The organism is Pseudomonas sp. MDT2-39-1 (genome assembly GCF_054898085.1).
On sequence record NZ_CM142716.1, the window covers coordinates 2,826,630 to 2,845,416 of the forward strand.

Annotated in this window: 19 protein-coding genes; 6 read left to right on the forward strand and 13 right to left on the reverse strand. The window is 59.9% G+C overall.

Annotation, left to right across the window (positions count from 1 at the left end; genetic code table 11):
- Positions 1–37 precede the first annotated feature (37 nt).
- On the reverse strand, positions 38–820 hold the full coding sequence (locus ACYZTM_RS13575) for a sulfite exporter TauE/SafE family protein (RefSeq protein WP_131061074.1): 783 nt from the start codon (positions 818–820) through the stop codon (positions 38–40).
- 133 nt (positions 821–953) lie between these two features.
- Between ACYZTM_RS13575 and ACYZTM_RS13580 the strand changes: the two genes are divergently transcribed.
- Positions 954–1,700, forward strand: a complete 747-nt coding sequence (locus ACYZTM_RS13580; RefSeq protein WP_461988943.1) for an NRDE family protein — start codon at positions 954–956, stop codon at positions 1,698–1,700.
- A gap of 108 nt (positions 1,701–1,808) precedes the next feature.
- Here ACYZTM_RS13580 and ptsP read toward each other — a convergent pair whose 3' ends face one another.
- Positions 1,809–4,088, reverse strand: a complete 2,280-nt coding sequence (gene ptsP, locus ACYZTM_RS13585) for a phosphoenolpyruvate--protein phosphotransferase (RefSeq protein WP_131061072.1) — start codon at positions 4,086–4,088, stop codon at positions 1,809–1,811.
- Between the two features lie 22 nt (positions 4,089–4,110).
- Positions 4,111–4,590 (reverse strand): RNA pyrophosphohydrolase, encoded by a 480-nt coding sequence (locus ACYZTM_RS13590; protein WP_007945562.1) that lies wholly within the window; start codon positions 4,588–4,590, stop codon positions 4,111–4,113.
- A 143-nt stretch (positions 4,591–4,733) separates the two neighbouring features.
- Here ACYZTM_RS13590 and ACYZTM_RS13595 point away from each other — a divergent pair, with 143 nt between their 5' ends.
- The gene (locus ACYZTM_RS13595) at positions 4,734–5,390 is read left to right on the forward strand and encodes a histidinol-phosphatase (protein ID WP_461988944.1); all 657 of its coding nucleotides are present in this window, start codon (positions 4,734–4,736) and stop codon (positions 5,388–5,390) included.
- Between the two features lie 120 nt (positions 5,391–5,510).
- On the opposite strand, the gene ACYZTM_RS13600 is transcribed toward ACYZTM_RS13595, so the two are convergent.
- Both ACYZTM_RS13600 and ilvA read right to left on the reverse strand, forming a co-directional pair.
- Positions 5,511–5,936: a DUF2269 domain-containing protein gene (locus tag ACYZTM_RS13600; protein WP_131061070.1), complete on the reverse strand. Its 426-nt coding sequence runs from the start codon at positions 5,934–5,936 to the stop codon at positions 5,511–5,513.
- A gap of 39 nt (positions 5,937–5,975) precedes the next feature.
- Positions 5,976–7,490, reverse strand: coding sequence for a threonine ammonia-lyase, biosynthetic (gene ilvA / locus ACYZTM_RS13605; RefSeq protein ID WP_131061069.1), 1,515 nt, complete (start codon positions 7,488–7,490; stop codon positions 5,976–5,978).
- Positions 7,491–7,805: 315 nt separating this feature from the next.
- On the opposite strand from ilvA, the gene rpiA reads away from it, so the two are divergent.
- A complete protein-coding gene (gene rpiA / locus ACYZTM_RS13610; protein WP_131061068.1) occupies positions 7,806–8,477 on the forward strand; it encodes a ribose-5-phosphate isomerase RpiA in 672 nt (223 codons plus the stop codon).
- Positions 8,478–8,603: 126 nt separating this feature from the next.
- On the opposite strand, the gene ACYZTM_RS13615 is transcribed toward rpiA, so the two are convergent.
- The 4 genes from ACYZTM_RS13615 to ACYZTM_RS13630 form a co-directional block, all read right to left on the reverse strand.
- Positions 8,604–9,521, reverse strand: a complete 918-nt coding sequence (locus ACYZTM_RS13615; RefSeq protein WP_461988945.1) for an SdiA-regulated domain-containing protein — start codon at positions 9,519–9,521, stop codon at positions 8,604–8,606.
- Positions 9,522–9,626: 105 nt separating this feature from the next.
- On the reverse strand, positions 9,627–10,556 hold the full coding sequence (locus ACYZTM_RS13620) for an SdiA-regulated domain-containing protein (RefSeq protein ID WP_461988946.1): 930 nt from the start codon (positions 10,554–10,556) through the stop codon (positions 9,627–9,629).
- A gap of 266 nt (positions 10,557–10,822) precedes the next feature.
- On the reverse strand, positions 10,823–11,488 hold the full coding sequence (locus ACYZTM_RS13625; protein ID WP_461988947.1) for a fumarylacetoacetate hydrolase family protein: 666 nt from the start codon (positions 11,486–11,488) through the stop codon (positions 10,823–10,825).
- A gap of 36 nt (positions 11,489–11,524) precedes the next feature.
- Complete coding sequence (locus ACYZTM_RS13630) at positions 11,525–12,919, reverse strand: FAD-binding oxidoreductase (protein WP_131061064.1); 1,395 nt, start codon at positions 12,917–12,919, stop codon at positions 11,525–11,527.
- A gap of 204 nt (positions 12,920–13,123) precedes the next feature.
- Between ACYZTM_RS13630 and serA the strand changes: the two genes are divergently transcribed.
- Entirely contained in the window at positions 13,124–14,353 is a 1,230-nt protein-coding gene (gene serA, locus ACYZTM_RS13635; RefSeq protein WP_461988948.1) for a phosphoglycerate dehydrogenase, read from the forward strand.
- 63 nt (positions 14,354–14,416) lie between these two features.
- On the opposite strand, the gene ACYZTM_RS13640 is transcribed toward serA, so the two are convergent.
- The gene (locus tag ACYZTM_RS13640; protein ID WP_131061062.1) at positions 14,417–14,842 is read right to left on the reverse strand and encodes a DUF4399 domain-containing protein; all 426 of its coding nucleotides are present in this window, start codon (positions 14,840–14,842) and stop codon (positions 14,417–14,419) included.
- Positions 14,843–14,977: 135 nt separating this feature from the next.
- Between ACYZTM_RS13640 and ACYZTM_RS13645 the strand changes: the two genes are divergently transcribed.
- Positions 14,978–15,562, forward strand: coding sequence for a transporter substrate-binding domain-containing protein (locus ACYZTM_RS13645; RefSeq protein WP_461988949.1), 585 nt, complete (start codon positions 14,978–14,980; stop codon positions 15,560–15,562).
- A 131-nt stretch (positions 15,563–15,693) separates the two neighbouring features.
- On the opposite strand, the gene ACYZTM_RS13650 is transcribed toward ACYZTM_RS13645, so the two are convergent.
- Together ACYZTM_RS13650 and ACYZTM_RS13655 are read right to left on the reverse strand one after the other, a co-directional pair.
- Positions 15,694–16,179, reverse strand: coding sequence for a 2-thiouracil desulfurase family protein (locus tag ACYZTM_RS13650; protein ID WP_131061060.1), 486 nt, complete (start codon positions 16,177–16,179; stop codon positions 15,694–15,696).
- 2 nt (positions 16,180–16,181) lie between these two features.
- Entirely contained in the window at positions 16,182–16,814 is a 633-nt protein-coding gene (locus tag ACYZTM_RS13655) for a 2OG-Fe(II) oxygenase (protein ID WP_131061059.1), read from the reverse strand.
- A 123-nt stretch (positions 16,815–16,937) separates the two neighbouring features.
- Between ACYZTM_RS13655 and ACYZTM_RS13660 the strand changes: the two genes are divergently transcribed.
- Complete coding sequence (locus tag ACYZTM_RS13660) at positions 16,938–17,690, forward strand: DUF2059 domain-containing protein (protein ID WP_131061058.1); 753 nt, start codon at positions 16,938–16,940, stop codon at positions 17,688–17,690.
- Positions 17,691–17,794: 104 nt separating this feature from the next.
- Here ACYZTM_RS13660 and bipL read toward each other — a convergent pair whose 3' ends face one another.
- Complete coding sequence (gene bipL / locus ACYZTM_RS13665; protein WP_461988950.1) at positions 17,795–18,742, reverse strand: phospholipase BipL; 948 nt, start codon at positions 18,740–18,742, stop codon at positions 17,795–17,797.
- Positions 18,743–18,787 lie beyond the last annotated feature (45 nt).

Here is an 18,787-nt window from a genome sequence, read left to right on the forward strand (position 1 = left end):
CGACGCTGCCACCTCAGGATTAAGCCAGCATTGCGAGCTAGAGCAGGAAGCTCAGGCCTACGCAGAACAGCAAAGCGGCAAACAGCCTTTTCAGCAACTTCGGCGACAGCCTGTGAGCCAATCGAGCGCCGATGCGGGCGAAAAACATGCTGGTCAGGGCAATCCCCAGCAGCGCCGGCAAATAAATAAAACCGAGACTATGGGCCGGCAGCAAGGGATCGTGCCAGCCCAGAATCATGAAACTTAATGCACTGGCCAGAGCGATCGGCAGACCGCAGGCCGATGACGTCGCCACGGCTTGCTGCATCGGCACGCTGCGCCAGGTCAGGAACGGCACGGTCAACGAGCCGCCGCCAATGCCGAAAATCGCCGAGGCCCAGCCAATCACACTGCCGGCCACGGTGAGACCGAGTTTGCCGGGCACCGTTCGGCTGGCCTTGGGTTTGACGTCCAGCGCCAGTTGCACGGCGATGATCAATGCAAACACACCGATGATTTTCTGCAGGTTCGGGCCGGAGATGGCTTCGGCCGTCAGCGCACCGAAACCGGCGCCCATCAGAATACCTACCGTCATCCAGACGAAAATTGGCCAACGCACCGCGCCGCGACGGTGATGTTCGCGAATCGCATTGACTGACGTAAAGATGATCGTCGCCAGGGACGTGCCGACCGCCAAGTGGGTCAGGATCGAGGCGTCGAAGCCCTGCAAGGTGAAACTGAACACCAGCACCGGGACGATGATGATCCCGCCGCCAACCCCGAACAGCCCGGCCAGCACGCCTGCGCAGGCGCCCAGCGCCAGATAGAGCAGAAATTCCATGGCCTTCCTTATACGCTGCTCAAAAAAAGCACCGGCATAGTAACGGATGCGGGGTGCAAGGCTCCACTGGATGGCGATGGATAGAAGCATGATGTCTGCGTAGAGTGAGCAAAAAACACACAAGGACCACCTTATGTGCCTGATTGTTTTCGCCTGGCGACCGGGCCACGCCCAGCCGCTGATCGTCGCGGCAAACCGCGACGAATTCTATGCCCGGCCCAGCCTGCCCTTAGCGCAATGGCCCGAAGCGCCTCAGGTCTATGCCGGTCGCGACCTGGAAGCCCGCGGCACTTGGCTCGGTATCGGGGCCAATGGGCGCTTCGCTGCGCTGACCAATATCCGTGATCCGCATCAGCCGCCGTCGCGAAAATCGCGAGGTGAGCTGGTGGCGGGTTTTCTCTTGGGCAACATGCCAATTGATGATTACTTAAGCGACGTTGTCCGACGATCGCTGGAATATGCCGGGTTTAACCTGCTGATAGGTAATGCCAACGAACTGTGGCACTTCAATTCGCGGGCGTCTGAGGCGGTGATGCTGCCACCCGGGGTTTACGGGTTGTCGAACGCAGGGCTGGACACCCCGTGGCCGAAACTGCTCAAGGCGCGGGCGGCGTTAGAGGAAGTGTTGGAGGATCCGCAGCCGCAGGCGTTTTTGGCTTTGCTGAACGACCCGCAGACAGCGCCGTTTGCCGAGCTGCCGGATACCGGGGTGGGGTTGGCGACCGAGACGTTGTTGTCGAGTGTGTTTATTGCCAGCCCCACGTACGGGACGCGGGCGAGTACGGCGTTGATTGTTCAGGCGGATGGGACGCGGCATATGGTCGAACGGAGTTTCGGGCCGTATGGGGGGCATTTGGGGGAAGTGGAGATCAGACTTTAGATCTGCGGCGTATTCGAGGACGCCTTCGCGGGCAAGCCTCGCTCCTACAGGTGACAACGTGATCCTGTAGTAGGAGCGAGGCTTGCCCGCGAAGGGGCCATCAGCCTTTTAGAGGGCTTTGACCGCAGCCGGATTGACCATCTTCGCCAACCCAAGGTTCTTCAGCGCCAGTTGCAGTGAGCTGTGGATAACTTGCGGGTTGTCGATGGTCATCAGCTCGGCCAGCAATTCCCTGGCCTTGCTCAGGTTGATCTGACGCAGCATCCACTTCACTTTCGGCAGGTTGGTGGCGTTCATCGACAGGCTGTCGAAGCCCATCGCCATCAACAACACCGCCGCCGCCGGATCACCAGCCATTTCGCCGCAGATACTCACAGGCTTGCCTTCGGCGTGGGCATCACGCACCACGTTCTGCAACGCTTGCAGCACTGCCGGGTGCAGGTAGTCGTAAAGGTCGGCTACACGCGGGTTGTTTCGGTCCACCGCCAGCAGGTACTGGGTCAGGTCGTTGGAGCCGACCGACAGGAAGTCCACTTGCCGCGCCAGTTCCTTGGTCTGATAAACAGCCGCCGGAATTTCGATCATCACGCCAATCGGCGGCATCGGCACGTCGGTGCCTTCGTCGCGGACTTCGCCCCAGGCCCGGTGAATCAGGTGCAGGGCTTCTTCGAGTTCGTGAGTGCCGGAGATCATCGGCAGCAGAATCCGCAGGTTGTTCAGGCCTTCGCTGGCCTTGAGCATGGCGCGGGTCTGCACCAGGAAGATTTCCGGGTGGTCGAGGGTGACGCGAATGCCGCGCCAGCCGAGGAACGGGTTGTCTTCCTTGATCGGGAAGTACGACAGCGACTTGTCGCCGCCGATGTCCAGGCTGCGCATGGTCACCGGTTGCGGATGGAACGCGGCGAGTTGCTCGCGGTAGATCGCCAACTGCTCCTTTTCGCTCGGAAACCTTTGGTTGATCATGAACGGCACTTCGGTGCGGTACAGACCGACGCCTTCGGCGCCACGCTTCTGCGCTCGCGCAACGTCCGCCAGCAGGCCGGTGTTGACCCACAGCGGCATGCGGTGACCATCGAGGGTCACGCACGGCAGGTCGCGCAGGGTATCAAGACCGAGCGCCAGTTGTTTCTCTTCTTCCACCACCTCGGCAAACTGCTTGCGCAGCACGTCGCTGGGGTTGGTGTAGACCTCACCGCGATTGCCATCGACGATCAATTCAATGCCGTCGACCTTGGCATAGGGCAGGTCGACCAGGCCCATCACCGTCGGGATGCCCATCGCCCGAGCGAGGATCGCGACGTGGGAGTTACCCGAGCCGAGGACCGAGACCAGGCCGACCAGCGTGCCTTCCGGGACCTCGCCGAGCATCGCCGGCGTCAGCTCTTCGCTGACCAGAATGGTTTTTTCCGGGTAGACCAGATTCTGCTGGCGCTCTTCCTGCAAGTAGGCGAGCAAACGGCGGCCAAGGTCCTTGACGTCCGAGGCGCGCTCACGCAGGTAGGCGTCGTCCATCAACTCGAACCGGTTGACGTGCTCAGTGACCACCTGGCGCAACGCGCCCTGGGCCCACTGACCGGTCTTGATCACCGTGGTCACTTCGCTGCCCAGCGCCTCGTCGGCGAGCATCATCAGGTAGACGTCGAACAAGGCCCGCTCTTCGGGGCGCAGCTGCGAGGCCAATTTGGCGGACAAGGCGCGCATGTCGGCACGCACGCCTTCGATGGCGGTCTTGAACAGGCCGAGCTCTGCTTCGATGTCGGTGATGGTCTTGTCGGGCACCACGTCCAGATCGGCCGGCGGCAGCATGACCACCGCCGTACCCACCGCCGCACCTGGCGAACCCGGTACGCCGACGAACTTGGCTTCCTGAATGCCTTTGCCCTGACGGCCAAGGCCACGGATCGAACCGGTGGCTTCGGCGTGGGCGATTACACCGGCGAGCTGTGCGCTCATGGTCACGAGGAAGGCTTCTTCACCTTCATCGAACTGGCGGCGTTCTTTTTGCTGAATAACCAACACGCCGACGACGCGACGGTGGTGAATAATCGGCGCCCCGAGGAAAGAGGCGTAGCGCTCTTCACCGGTCTCGGCGAAGTAACGGTAGCGCGGGTGATCCGCGGCGTTTTCGAGGTTCAGGGGTTCTTCACGCGTGCCGACCAGGCCGACCAGGCCTTCGTTGGGTGCCATGCTGACTTTGCCGATCGAGCGCTTGTTCAAGCCCTCGGTGGCCATCAACACGAAGCGGTTGGTCTCAGGGTCAAGCAGGTAGACCGAGCAGACCTGGCTGCCCATGGCCTCTTTGACGCGCAACACAATAATCCCCAACGCCGCCTTGAGATCCTTGGCGGAGTTAACTTCCTGGACGATCTTGCGCAGCGTATTGAGCATGGCTCGGGGTCGAACTCCGTCGTCAGTCGCGCGTTAAAAGGCGCGGGGCAAGCTCTTTGAGAGCGCGTCGATACACCTCGCGCTTGAATGTCACCACCTGGCCCAACGGATACCAATAACTGACCCAGCGCCAGCCATCGAACTCCGGTTTACCGGTCAAATCCATCCGCACCCGCTGCTCGTTGGAGATCAGGCGCAGGAGAAACCATTTCTGTTTCTGGCCGATGCACAGCGGTTGGCTGTGCGTCCTGACCAGACGTTGCGGCAAACGATAGCGCAACCAGCCCCGGGTGCAGGCGAGAATTTCAACATCTTCGCGCTCAAGACCCACTTCTTCGTTCAACTCGCGATACAAGGCGTCTTCCGGCGTCTCCTGGGGGTTGATCCCGCCCTGTGGAAACTGCCAGGCATCTTGATTGATACGGCGAGCCCATAGCACCTGTCCGGCATCATTCGTGAGAATGATCCCGACATTGGGGCGGAAACCATCGGGGTCGATCACGGCAACAACCTCGCAAACGCATGTCGCCGCATTGTTCCACAAAGGTTGTGAAGGCAGCAACGAGCCGACCTACCTTATGTGCACTCTTGTGAAAAGTCCGTATTCTGGACGCCTTTCTACAGACTTTTCAGCGAGTAACTGCAATGCGGCTGGCTTTATTCGACTTGGACAACACGCTTTTGGGCGGCGACAGTGACCACGCCTGGGGCGATTACCTGTGCGAACGCGGCTTCCTCGACGCCGTCGCCTACAAGGCACGCAACGACGAGTTTTATCAGGACTACCTGGCCGGCAAGCTCGATAACGACGCCTATCTGAACTTCTGCCTGGAAGTCCTCGGCCGCACCGAGATGGCCACGCTGGATCAATGGCACAGCGATTACATGCGCGACTGCATCGAACCGATCGTGCTGCCCAAGGCTATTGAATTGTTGGCCAAGCACCGCGAGGCTGGCGACAAACTGGTGATCATCACGGCCACCAACCGCTTCGTCACCGGGCCGATTGCCCGGCGCCTGGGCGTCGAAACCCTGATCGCCACTGAATGCGAGATGGTCGATGGCCGTTATACCGGGCGCAGCACTGATGTTCCTTGCTTCCGTGAAGGCAAGGTCACGCGGTTGAATCGTTGGTTGGAAGAGACCGGGCATTCGCTGGAAGACAGTTACTTCTACAGCGACTCGATGAATGATTTGCCGCTGCTTGAGCAGGTGACTCACGCTGTGGCGGTCGACCCTGATCCGAATTTGCGCGCCGAAGCTGAGAAGCGTGGCTGGCCGGTAATGTCGTTGCGCGATTGAAATCGCCTTCGCGAGCAAGCCTCGCTCCTACAGATTACGCGTCGTGTCAAATTCCGGCGACCAACACAAATCCTGTAGGAGCGAGGCTTGCCCGCGAAGGGATCGACTCGGTCTGTAGCCTTAAACCGGCTTGGCGCCCATCAACCCGGCAATGGCGATAAAACAGACGAAGCTGAACAGTGCGAGGGCAAAGGTGAACTTGCCGCTGCCTCCCGGTGCAGTGCGCAGCTTGTTAAGCCGCACCAACAACCAGAACCATCCCAACGCCGCCACGGTGTAAAGCACACTCGACGCCAGCAACCAGGTCTGCCCCAACGGCCAGCCCACCAGATGCACCATCCACCAGCCAGTGAACGGCATGCTCAGCAGCGCCAGCCCCATCACCAGCCAGATAAACACTCGTGGCCGTTGCAACGTGCGCGTGTGAGCCGTCGCATCACCGTTACGACGCGTACGCCAGACCCAGATCGCCAGACCCAACGCGCTGATCAACAGCAGCACGGTTGCCACGATGTGAGCCACTTTCAGGGCGGTTAACGTTTCCATTGTTCGATTTCCTTATAGCGTGCCCAACAGCGTAGCCGCTCAGCCAAGAAACAGCTGATAGGCCGGGTTATCGCTTTCGTCCCAGTACGGGTATCCAATTTCTTCCAGCGCAGCCGGCACCAGATGACGTTCGTCATGGGGCACTTGCAGCCCCGCGACCACGCGACCATCCGCAGCGCCGTGGTTGCGGTAGTGGAACATCGAGATATTCCAGCGACCGCCGAGCTTGTTGAGGAAGTTGAACAGCGCGCCCGGACGCTCCGGAAATTCAAAGCGCAGAATCACTTCATCGACCACGTGGGCCGCACGACCGCCCACCATGTGGCGAATGTGCAACTTGGCCAGTTCGTTGTCGGTCAGGTCCAGCACCGGGAAGCCCTGCTCGCCGAGGCTGGCAATCAGCGCACTGCGCGGGTCGGTTTCCGGATGCGTCTGCACGCCCACGAAGATGTGCGCTTCGCTGCCGGTGTTGTACCGGTAGTTGAATTCGGTGATCTGGCGCTTGCCGATGGCTTCGCAGAAGGCCTTGAAGCTGCCCGGTTTCTCGGGGATGGTCACAGCGATGATGGCCTCGCGACCTTCGCCCAGTTCGGCGCGCTCGGCGACATGGCGCAGGCGATCGAAGTTGACGTTGGCGCCGGAGTCGATGGCCACAAAGGTGTGCCCGGTGACGCCATTCTGTTCGACGTATTTCTTGATCCCGGCCACGCCCAGGGCGCCGGCAGGCTCAGTGATCGAGCGGGTATCGTCGTAGATGTCCTTGATCGCCGCGCAGATTTCGTCGGTGCTGACGGTGATGACGTCATCGACGTAGTCTTTGCAGATCTCGAAAGTGTGCTGACCGATCTGCGCCACCGCCACGCCGTCGGCGAAAAGGCCCACGGTCGGCAGCACCACGCGCTCGCCGGCCGCCATGGCCGCTTGCAGGCAGTTGGAATCGTCCGGCTCGACGCCGATGATTTTGATCTCCGGGCGCAGGTATTTCACGTACGCCGCGATCCCGGCGATCAGCCCGCCGCCGCCCACCGGGACGAAGATCGCATCCAGACGCCCAGGGTGCTGGCGCAGGATCTCCATGGCCACCGTGCCCTGCCCGGCAATGGTGTGGGGATCGTCGTAGGGGTGAATGTAGACGTAGCCTTTTTCGTCGACCAGTTTCAGCGAGTAGGCCAGGGCTTCCGGGAACGAATCGCCGTGCAGTACCACTTTGCCGCCGCGCGAACGCACACCTTCGACTTTGATTTCCGGGGTGGTCTTGGGCATCACGATGGTGGCTTTGACACCCAATACTTTCGCCGCCAGGGCCAGGCCCTGCGCGTGGTTGCCCGCCGATGCGGTGACCACGCCGCGAGCGCGTTCTTCATCGCTCAGTTGGGTCAGTTTGTTGTAGGCGCCGCGAATCTTGAACGAGAACACCGGCTGCAAGTCTTCGCGCTTGAGCCAAATAGAGTTGCCCAGCCGCTCGGAGAGCTGGCGGGCAGTCTGCAATGGGGTTTCTACGGCAACGTCATAAACGCGCGAGGTGAGGATCTTTTTGACGTACTGTTCGAGCATCGGAAAGCATCACTGAGCGGGTTGGGCAGGGTCAAGGAGTCTAACCCGGCTTTCGGGCGGACGACCACACTAAACAGGTGGTTTTAGCCTCGCTAAAAGGCATCAGGACCTGTAGGAGCGAGGCTTGCCCGCGAAAGCGATCTAACTGCCGACATTTATGTTGGATGTAACGGCCTCTTCGCGGGTAAGTCGGATCGCCGCACCGCTCGCTCCTACAAGTAACGGTCACAGCCTGCCAATCGGGCAATGACCTTCCCCGCCCCGAAGCCTATAATGCCGGCCTTTCGTTCCCTCCTTCGGCACCTCGGAGCCCGCATGACCCAGGATCAACTCAAACAGGCAGTGGCTCAGGCCGCCGTCGACTTCATCCTCCCGAAACTCGACGACAAGAGCATCGTCGGGGTCGGCACCGGCTCCACCGCCAACTGCTTCATCGACGCCCTGGCCAAGCACAAAGGCGCGTTCGATGGCGCGGTCGCCAGTTCCGAAGCCACCGCCGCCCGCCTCAAGGGCCACGGCATTCCGGTGTATGAGCTGAACACTGTCAGCGACCTGGAGTTCTACGTCGACGGCGCCGATGAAAGCGACGAGCACCTGAACCTGATCAAGGGCGGCGGCGCAGCCCTGACCCGCGAGAAGATTGTGGCGGCCGTGGCCAAGACCTTCATCTGCATCGCCGATGGCAGCAAACTGGTGCCGGTACTTGGCGCGTTCCCGCTGCCGGTCGAAGTGATCCCGATGGCCCGCAGTCACGTGGCTCGCGCGTTGGTAAAGCTCGGCGGCGACCCGGTCTACCGTGAAGGCGTGCTGACCGACAACGGCAACATCATCCTCGACGTGTTCAACATGCAGATCACCAACCCGGTGGAGCTGGAGACGCAGATCAACGCGATTGTCGGCGTGGTCACCAATGGCTTGTTTGCGGCGCGTCCGGCGGATTTGCTGCTGCTGGGCACCAGCGAAGGCGTGAAAACCCTCAAGGCCTGATGGTTCGTCGCACCCGTAGGAGCGAAGCTTGCTCGCGAAGAGGCCCTGACATTCAACGTATCATGTCGACTGTCAGGGCCTCTTCGCGAGCAAGCTTCGCTCCTACAATTGGTTTTGGGGTGTTGGTCAGGGTTGCGGTGGTTTTTTGAAGACGTAGAACAGGTTCGGCTCGCTCACCAGGTACATCGTACCGTCGTCATCCATGGCGATGCCTTCCGCTTGCGGCACGGTCTTTTGCAACCCTTGACGCCCTTTACTCAATGACATGGTGCTCAGCGGTCGCCCGTCCACATCCAGCTCCAGAATCAACCGCGACTCGTCGGACAGCGCCAGCAAATGGCCGCTGCGCTCGTCGTATTGCAGGCTCGACAAGTCTCGCACGAACATTCCGGCATCGCGCTTGGGGTTGTTGACCACATGTACCGCGTAGGACTTCTCCGGGTTGTAATGCGGGAAGCCCTGCACTTCGTAGATCAGCATCGGGTCGCGCTCCTTGGCGACAAACAGGCGCTTGCCCACCGAATCGTAGGCCAGGCCTTCGAAACCCTTGTTGCCGCTCATGTGCACACCGAGAGTCATCTGCTCGGCATCCGCTGCGTCGAGGAACGTTGTGTCCTTCTCCAGATGGATCTTGATCAGCCGTTGCTCGCGCTCGTCAGTGATCACATACGTGTCGGCGCTGATGAATTCTACGGCTTCCGGATCGCCAAACCCGACCAGCGCAATGCGTCGAATAATCTGGCCGTCCAGAGACAGCTCGATCAGCTCAGAGTTTTTGTTGGTGACGGTGAACAGGCTTTTGCGCACCGGATCGAAGGTCAGCGCGGAAACATCGTCGTTCAGCCCGTCGATGACCCGGGCCTCGATCTCCACCCGGTATTGATCCAGGCCGATGGACTCGCTGCTTAGCGGTTGCCAGAGGGTGTGCAGGTTGAACCAGGCGCGCTCGAACAGACGCATGTATTGGCCGACCGCAACCAGCGCGATCAGTGCAATCACTGTCAGGATAAGAATGAGGGGTTTGGGACGGGCAAGTCGGCGCATTCAGGCGAGCTCGGAAACAGAAACAGGCGGATGAAATATCACGCCTGTATGAATTCAAGCTTAATGGCCAGTTGCCTTTGACCACAACCGCTGGATTCGGGGCGTCTATTTCTGCTTTTCGAAACGGTAGAACAGGTTCGGTTCACTCACCATGTACAGGTTGCCCGCGTCGTCCATGGTCACGCCTTCGGCACGCGGGATGGTCTTCTTCAGGCCATTGAAACCACCCAGCAACGTCATGAAACTGACCTGCTCGCCCTTCTCGTCCAGTTCCAGCAACAAGTGGGAATCGGCGGACAACGCGAGGGTGTGGCCAGTGCGCGGGTCGATGGCCAGCCCCGACAGATTGCGGATGTCCAGTTCGTCATTGGCGAGTTTCTGCTTGTCGCCCTTGAGGATCTGGCTGCCGTCGCTTTTCCAGCTGAACAGCGCCGGCGGGCGCTCCTCACCCAGCAGGAGTTGTTGGTTGCGCGGGTCATAGACGATGGCTTCGAAGGCCTTGTTCTGATCTTTCGAAGGGCCGAGGTCGTATTTAGGGAAGTTATCGCGGTTCAGTTCGCGAGTCTCGGCATCGACCTTGACGATGGAGAGCATGTGCTCACGCTCATCGACAATAGCCAGCAGACCGTTGCCCATCACGGTCAGGCCTTCCGGGTTGCTCCAGCCCACCAGCGGCATCTTGCGCAAGACGTCACCCTGCAAGGTCAGCTCAACGAGAAACGGGTTTTTGCCCATGACCGAAAACAGGGTTTTGGTTTGCGGGTCGTAGGCCAGGTCCGACGCTTCGTCCTTCTCCATGCCCGGTAGCAGTTTGGCGTCGATTACCGCGCGGTAATCCGGCAGCCAGATACTTTCCTGACGCTCGGCCGGGCTTTCGAAACGCTCCAGCACCCAGAGCACACCACGGTCATCCCAGTGCATCGCAAACGCGAGGCCATACGCGACGGCGGCCACCAGCAAAAGCCAGGAATACCAACGCATGACAAAGCGCGAGCGGCGGGCAGTTTTGACAGTGGGCAGCGGTCGGGTGGCCATTCAGGATGCGTTCCAGAAATTCAGGCTACGGGTAATAGCACAATTGGGACCGGCTCAGACGCCAGAATCCGCGGAATTATCCAGACAAGATGTGAAAAAAACGGGAAATGGCGGGATTGCCCTGTATAGGCGCAGAACTCAAGGTCGCCATTTACCACTGTGGGAGCGGGCTTGCTCGCGAATGCGGTGTGTCAGGCAACTCATATGTCGACTGACACACCGCTTTCGCGAGCAAGCCCGCTCCCACAGGGTTTTGCGTGTTTCGGTTAGCGAACGCTGCTGGTGAAGCTGCTCGCGCCCGGCAGTTCGATCACCAGTTCATCACCGACATTCAGCGGGCCGACGCCCACCGGCGTGCCGGTCAGGATCACGTCACCGGCCTGCAGCGAGAAGCAGCCGGCCATGTGCTGGATCATTGGCACGATCGGGTTGAGCATGGCGCTGCTGTTGCCATCCTGGCGCACTTCGCCATTGATGGTCAGGCGGATGCCGATGTCGGTCAGGTCGGCAAAGGTGCTGCCGGACACGAATGGCGCAATCACCGCCGCACCGTCGAAGGACTTGGCGATTTCCCACGGCAGGCCCTTGGATTTCAGCTCGGCCTGTTTGTCACGCAGGGTCAGGTCCAGGGCCGGAGCGAAGCCGGAGATGGCATCCAGCACTTCTTCACGGCTCGGTTTGGTCGACAAAGGCTTGCCGATCAACACCGCGATTTCCGCTTCGTAATGCACTGAACCGCGCTCGGTCGGAATGCTGAAACTACCTTCCAGCGGCACCACGCAACTGCCCGGCTTGATGAACAACAGCGGCTCTGTAGGCACCGGATTGTCCAGTTCCTTGGCGTGTTCGGCGTAGTTGCGGCCGATGCATACCACCTTCCCCAGCGGGAAGTGAATACGCGTACCGTCGACATACTGGTGCTGATAGCTCATTACCGACTCCTGGTTCGTAGCGCTTAAATTCGAAAATCAAACAGCGAAGATTTTGCCCGGGTTCATGATGCCGTTCGGGTCGAACACCGCTTTGACGGCTTTCATGTACTCGATCTCAACCGGCGAGCGGCTGTAGGTCAAGTAATCACGCTTGGTCATGCCCACGCCGTGTTCTGCGGAAATCGAGCCGTTGTACTTCTCGACGGTTTCGAACACCCACTTGTTGACGGTCGCGCACTTGGCGAAGAACTCGTCCTTGCTCAGGTTTTCCGGCTTGAGGATGTTCAAGTGCAGGTTGCCGTCGCCGATGTGACCGAACCAGACGATTTCGAAGTCCGGGTAGTGTTCGCCGACGATCGCGTCGATTTCCTTCAGGAACGCCGGGACTTTCGACACAGTGACCGAGATGTCGTTCTTGTACGGCGTCCAGTGGGAGATGGTTTCGGAGATGTATTCACGCAGCTTCCAGAGGTTCTGCAGCTGGGTTTCGCTCTGGCTCATCACGCCGTCCAGCACCCAGCCTTGCTCGACGCAGTGTTCGAAGGTTTCCAGAGCGTGGTTGGCCACTTCTTCAGTAGTCGCTTCGAATTCCAGCAGCGCGTAGAACGGGCAATCGGTTTCAAACGCCGCTGGCACGTCGCCGCGGGCCATGACCTTGGCCAGGGCTTTGTCGGAGAAGAATTCGAAGGCGGTCAGGTCGAGTTTGCTCTGGAACGCGTGCAGCACCGGCATGATCGAGTCGAAATCGGCGGTGCCGAGGACCATCGCGGTGAGGTTTTTCGGCGCACGGTCCAGGCGCATGGTCGCTTCGACCACAAATCCGAGGGTGCCTTCTGCGCCAATGAACAGCTGACGCAGGTCGTAGCCGGTGGCGTTCTTGATCAAATCGCGGTTCAGCTCAAGCAGATCGCCCTTGCCGGTGACGACTTTCATGCCCGCCACCCAGTTGCGGGTCATGCCGTAGCGAATCACCTTGATCCCGCCGGCATTGGTGCCGATATTGCCGCCAATCTGGCTCGAACCTGCCGAAGCGAAGTCCACCGGGTAGTACAGGCCTTTTTCTTCGGCGACGTTCTGCAAATGCTCGGTCACCACGCCCGGTTGGCACACAGCCGTGCGGTCAGTCATGTTCACGTCGAGAATCTGGTTCATGTAGTCGAACGACACAACCACTTCGCCATTGGCCGCCACCGCAGCGGCGGAAAGACCGGTGCGACCGCCGGACGGGACCAGCGCCACCTTGTGCTCGTTGGCCCAACGCACAATGGCCTGGACCTGTTCAGTGGTCTTGGGAAACACGATGGCCGTCGGGGCCGGGGCGAAATGCTTGGTCCAATCCTTGCCGTAAGCATTCAGGGAGTCGGCGTCGGTCAGCACCTTGCCAGGCTCAACCAGGGTCTTCAGCTCATCAATCAGGGCAGGATTGGTCATCGACAGAACTCTCGAACAATTCATGGTCATCCTGAGAACGCTTCACGTCGCAGGAATGAGTGTTTAGCGGGGTGCGTATGCTAGCATACCGACCCCGCAGCATAGTGCCCAACGGCTGTTCTGCGGCGACGGCACTCTTGTCGTCCGGGTCAGCGTCTGCTGGCTATTTCCTGCCATTTTTCTCCGGGATACAGGTTTACGCAGATGAGCAAGACTTCTCTCGATAAGAGCAAGATCAAGTTCCTTCTTCTCGAAGGCGTCCACCAATCGGCTGTCGACGTCCTCAAGTCGGCGGGCTACACCAGCATCGAGTACCTCACAGGTTCTCTGCCGGAAGCCCAGCTGAAGGAAAAGATCGCTGATGCGCACTTCATCGGCATTCGCTCGCGCACTCAACTGACCGAAGAGATCTTCGATCACGCGAAGAAACTGGTCGCTGTTGGCTGTTTCTGCATCGGCACCAACCAGGTCGACCTGAACGCAGCCCGCGAACGCGGCATCGCGGTGTTCAACGCACCGTACTCCAACACTCGCTCCGTTGCCGAGCTGGTGCTGGCCGAAGCGATCCTGTTGTTGCGCGGTATCCCTGAGAAGAACGCTTCCTGCCACCGTGGCGGCTGGATCAAGAGCGCGGCCAATTCCTTCGAAATCCGCGGCAAGAAGCTGGGTATCGTCGGTTACGGCTCGATCGGCACTCAACTGTCGGTCCTGGCCGAAGGCCTGGGCATGCAGGTGTACTTCTACGACACCGTGACCAAGCTGCCATTGGGCAACGCAACGCAAGTTGCCAGCCTGACCGAGCTGCTGGGCATGTCCGACATCGTCACCCTGCACGTTCCGGAAACCGCTGCGACCCAGTGGATGATCGGCGAGAAAGAAATCCGCGCCATCAAGAAGGGCGGCATCCTCATCAACGCGGCTCGCGGCACGGTCGTTGAACTGCAAGCCCTGGCGGACGCGATCAAGGACAAACACCTGATCGGCGCGGCCATCGACGTGTTCCCGGTGGAGCCTCGCTCCAACGACGAAGAGTTCGAAAGCCCGCTGCGTGGCCTGGACAACGTGATCCTGACCCCGCACATCGGTGGTTCCACCGCTGAAGCGCAGGCCAACATCGGTCTGGAAGTGGCAGAGAAACTGGTCAAGTACAGCGACAACGGTACCTCGGTATCGTCCGTGAACTTCCCGGAAGTGGCCCTGCCGGCTCACCCTGGCAAGCACCGCCTGCTGCACATCCACGAGAACATTCCGGGTGTGATGAGCGAGATCAACAAGGTCTTCGCCGAAAACGGCATCAACATTTCCGGTCAGTTCCTGCAGACCAACGAGAAAGTCGGCTACGTGGTCATCGACGTCGACGCCGATTACTCGGAAATTGCCCAAGAGAAGCTGCAGCACATCAACGGCACCATTCGTTGCCGCGTGTTGTTCTGATAGCGACTTGAGCGACAAAAAAAGGAGACCTTCGGGTCTCCTTTTTCATGGACGCAACTAAGGTTACTTAACGTTGACGGTGATCTTCTCGGAGACGATTGGTGGATCGAAGGCCATATGGTTCATGTCGCCCAACTCCAACTGCAAGGTGTGCTTGCCTGGTGTCAGCGTCAGCTCGGTTTCTGTCTGCGCCTTACCAAAATGAACGTGATTGGCATCTGCCGGGATGACTGCCCCTGCTGCAACTACATCCTTGGCATCGACCAGCAAATGGTGGTGGCCAGTATTCTTGGTGGCATCGCCCGCTGGCGCCAACGCAACGTTCTCCACAGCGAATTTGATTTTGAAAGTTTGCGGGACAGTCGCACCATCTTCAGGAGAAACGATGGACACTTCGGCCCCTTTGGGGGCCGGCGTTGCAGCACTGGCCAGCACCGAAACGCCCATCAATAGGCCAGCCAATGCTGCTCGTGACATAAACGTTTTCATTCTCTTCTCCAGTTTTTCCGTAAAATCCGCGTGGCCGAGACAACTTCACGGCCATTCGTTGTCGAAGGACCTCGACAACCATAGCAAAGCGAGCCTGAATCAGAGCATCGCCATAATGAATTCAAAGGAGTGACCATGCGCTTTCTGCCTGGCCTGATCTGCCTGCTACCCCTTTTGAGCCCTTTGGCTCATGCCGAACTGATTGACGATGTCTTCGACCGCGGCGAATTGCGCATTGCCCTTGAGGCGAATACACCGCCCTTCAATTTCAAGGACGACGGCCAACTGCGTGGCTTCGAAGTCGAGTTGGGTCAACTGCTGGCCAATGAACTGGATGTACGGGCCGACTTTGTCGTCACCGATTCCAGCGATCTGTTGACCGGCGTCGAAAGCGGCAAGTACGACGTCGCCATCAACCACATAGCAGTGACCCCGGAACTCAAGGATCGTTTCGACTTCACCGAGCCTTACATTCACACCAATGCGCAATTGATCGCGCAGAAAGAAGAACCGCGTTCAATCCTGCTGGTGCAGTCGCTGACGGAAGAAAAGCCGAAAGACGCCCCGGCTGTGGATCTGGCGATTCCGTTTCAGAAGGGCAACCCGGCATTTCACGCCAGCCTGGAGAGTGCGCTGAAGCGGATAAAGGAGGATGGGCGACTGGAGGCGCTGGAGCAGAAGTGGTTTAAGGCGGACACCAGTGTGGCGCCAAAACCCTGACTCCAAACTGACGAATAACCCCCTGTGGGAGCGGGCTTGCTCGCGAATGCGGTGTATCAGTCGACATCTCTATTAACTGACACACCGCATTCGCGAGCAAGCCCGCTCCCACATTGGTTTTGTGTAGGGTGTTAGGTCAGAGTTGCCAAGGCTATCGCCGCTTGCGGCAGCTCCAGCTCACTGAAGACCTGCACGCCATTGCGCTTGAGCAACGCCGCGGCCACCCCTTCGCCACTGACCTTCACGCCGCTGAAGCTCCCGTCGTACGTCAGCACATTCCCGCACGACGGGCTGTTGGCCTTGAGCACCGCAATCCGGATACCGTGCTGTCGCACCAACTCCAGCGCCTGGTAAGCCCCCGAGAGAAACTCGGCGCTGACGTCCTCGCCCTCCGTGGTGATTACGGAGGCGTGCCCGTCCAGTACATCACCTCCCTGCCCGCCTGGTATTTCCGCCGCGGCCCTGGGCGTCGGCAAACCACCGGCCACTTCCGGGCACAACGGCACCACCCGACCTTCGTCGATCCACTGTTGAAGCTGATCGAACGGCCCGCTCGCCCCGCCGTCGTAACGCACGCGGTGGCCCAGCAGGCAGCGGCTTACCAGAATTTTCTGCATGATCAGAACGGCTCGTTACCACGACGCCGGAACCAGCCCGTCAACGACAGGCGATCCCGGGTCGCGGGCAGGACTTCGTGGGGCACCTCACCCGACAGAAATACCACCAGGCATCCGCCGGTGGGCACCACATCGTGTTCGACGCCTTCATCCAGGTACATGCGCAACTGGCCACCGTGCTCGGGCAGCCAGGCGTCATTGAGGTAGATCACCGCCGAGACCATGCGCCGGTCATCATCACGAAAACGATCAACATGCTTAAGGTAAAACGCACCGGGCGGGTACAGCGCGAAATGGCTTTCGAAATCTTCCAGGCCCAGATACAACCCGCGATTCATCGCCTGGCGCAGGCTGTCCATCAAGCCCAGGTACCTGTCGCACGCCAGCGCCTGGCCGGGTTCGATCCACTGGATGTGGTCGCCGCGAATCCCCTCGCGAATCTCCGACGTCGGCCCACGCCCCACGGCCGCCGGGGCCAGTTCGCCCTCGGCTGCACGTTTACGGCACTCAGCCGCCAGTTCCCGGGTCAGACCCAGAGGCAGGAAAATATTCTGCTGCGACCAGCCGCGCTCGGCCAGGTCGTCGACGATACGTAACAGCAGCGGGTGATCAGAGGATATTTGCATGGCGCGCATAGTATTCCTGTGCCTGCAAATCCGACAGAGCCGTGCAGCGGAGGATTTGTCGGATTACTGATACGAATTCTCGACAAGTACGGAAGCCGCACGGAGAATAGTCGCCTGCTGACAGGAGTCCCTATGCGCCGTTTGCTTTTTTCACTGCTGATGCTCTGTGTTTTGCCCGCTTGGGCAGACGGCCACGACCAGTTGTACAAGGTCGCCGGTTGGCCAGATCAGCGCGCGCATTTTAACGACGCCCTCTCAGCCGCTCAGCAGCGCTACCAGAACAGCCTGCCACCGGCGGTGTTTCAGGCCCTGGTGAACAACAGCAATCAACGATTCGCCCCCCAGGCCGTGGACCAACGCGCCGAAGCGCAATTGCGCAAAAGCCTCAGCGACCCGAAACCCGCACTGACCTTCTTTCAATCGCCCCTGGGCAAGAAAATCGTCGCCGCCGAACTGCTGGCGACCCGTCGCGATCAGCTGGCGAAAAACGCCAAGGGTCTACCGAAGATTCAAGCCAGCGACAGCCGCATGTTGATCATCGGCCACCTGGCCCAGGCCCTGCCCGCTCGCGAGGCCGGCGCGGAAGTCAGCCTGGCGATTGCCGGTGTCGCGGCTGACAGCCTGAGTTCGATGATCCCCGGTTTGCTCGGTGGTGGTCAGGCGCAAGGCATGTTGAACGGCCAGCGCCAGCGCTTGATGGACCAGATCGGGGCTGATCTGAACAACACGCTGCTGTATGTCTATCGCGACTTGTCGGATGAAGAACTGGAAGAGTTCGCCACGTTTGCCGAGTCCACCGAGGGCAAGGCGTATTACCAGGCCGCGTTGGCGGCGATTCGGGCGGGGTTGGCGGTGGGGCAGAGCACCTCGAACCTCAGCCAGTAATCTTCGGCGTCTTTGAGATTGCCTTCGCGGGCAAGCCTCGCGCCTACAGATGACCACATACCCTGTAGGAGCGAGGCTTGCCCGCGAAGAGGCCCTGCCAAACGCTAAAGATTTCGACCCTTGATCCGCTTCGTCAAAAACCCGAAATACTCCCTCCGCATCTCCACCGTCTCATTCGCCAAATGATGCCGCGCCTCAGGCAACATCAGTACCTGCGGCCGATCGAACTTGGCCTTCAACACCTCAAGGTTATGCTCCCAATCCACCGTCATGTCCGCCTGCCCCTGCACAATCAGCGGACGCCGTGGACTGTTCGGTGCCGCCTCGATTCGCTTGATCCACCGCGCCAACGCTCCGACCCAGGCCGTTGGCAGTCGCAGCGGTTGCAACGGATCGGCTTGCAGGAACGGCAAAAAGTCAGGGTCGTTGGAGTTCTCGCTGAAACGCCGGGCGATAGCTTTGACGAAAGGCTTGAGCAGGTAATAACTGAGCTGCGACCAACCCCAGGCGCGCGGCCGCACCAGCGGTGACAACAGAATCACCTGACCTTGCGCCGGACTGTTCGCGCCTTGGTTGAGCACGTGATCGATCACGATTGCTCCGCCGGTACTCTGCCCGCACAGATGCCAAGGCTGCGGAAGGTCCAGCGACTGCGCCTCGGCAAGCAACCCTTCCAGCGTGTGCTGATACTCGGCGAAATCCTTGATGCTCGCCCGTTCACCGCTGGACAGACCATGCCCCGGCAAGTCGCAGGCAATCACCGCAAAGCCCTGATCCAGCGCCCACTCGATCACATGCCGGTAAAGCCCGGAGTGGTCGTAGAAGCCGTGGAACAGAAACAGCGTCGCCTTCGCCCGCTCGGGCCACCAGACCTGGCTGACCACTTCATAGCCATCGACCTCGAACCGCCCCAACCCGCAGCGCTGCGTTCGTCCCGGAAAATCCAGACCGTAGAACCGCTGATAGGCCAGCGCTTCCACCGAAAGCGGCTGCCACTCGGCCAGTGGCCGCAGGCTGGCGCGCAAATGATCGGGGTCGAAAATGGCAGACATGGGCTAATCCAGAGCGCTAAACAGACTTTATGGGCCTGCGATATT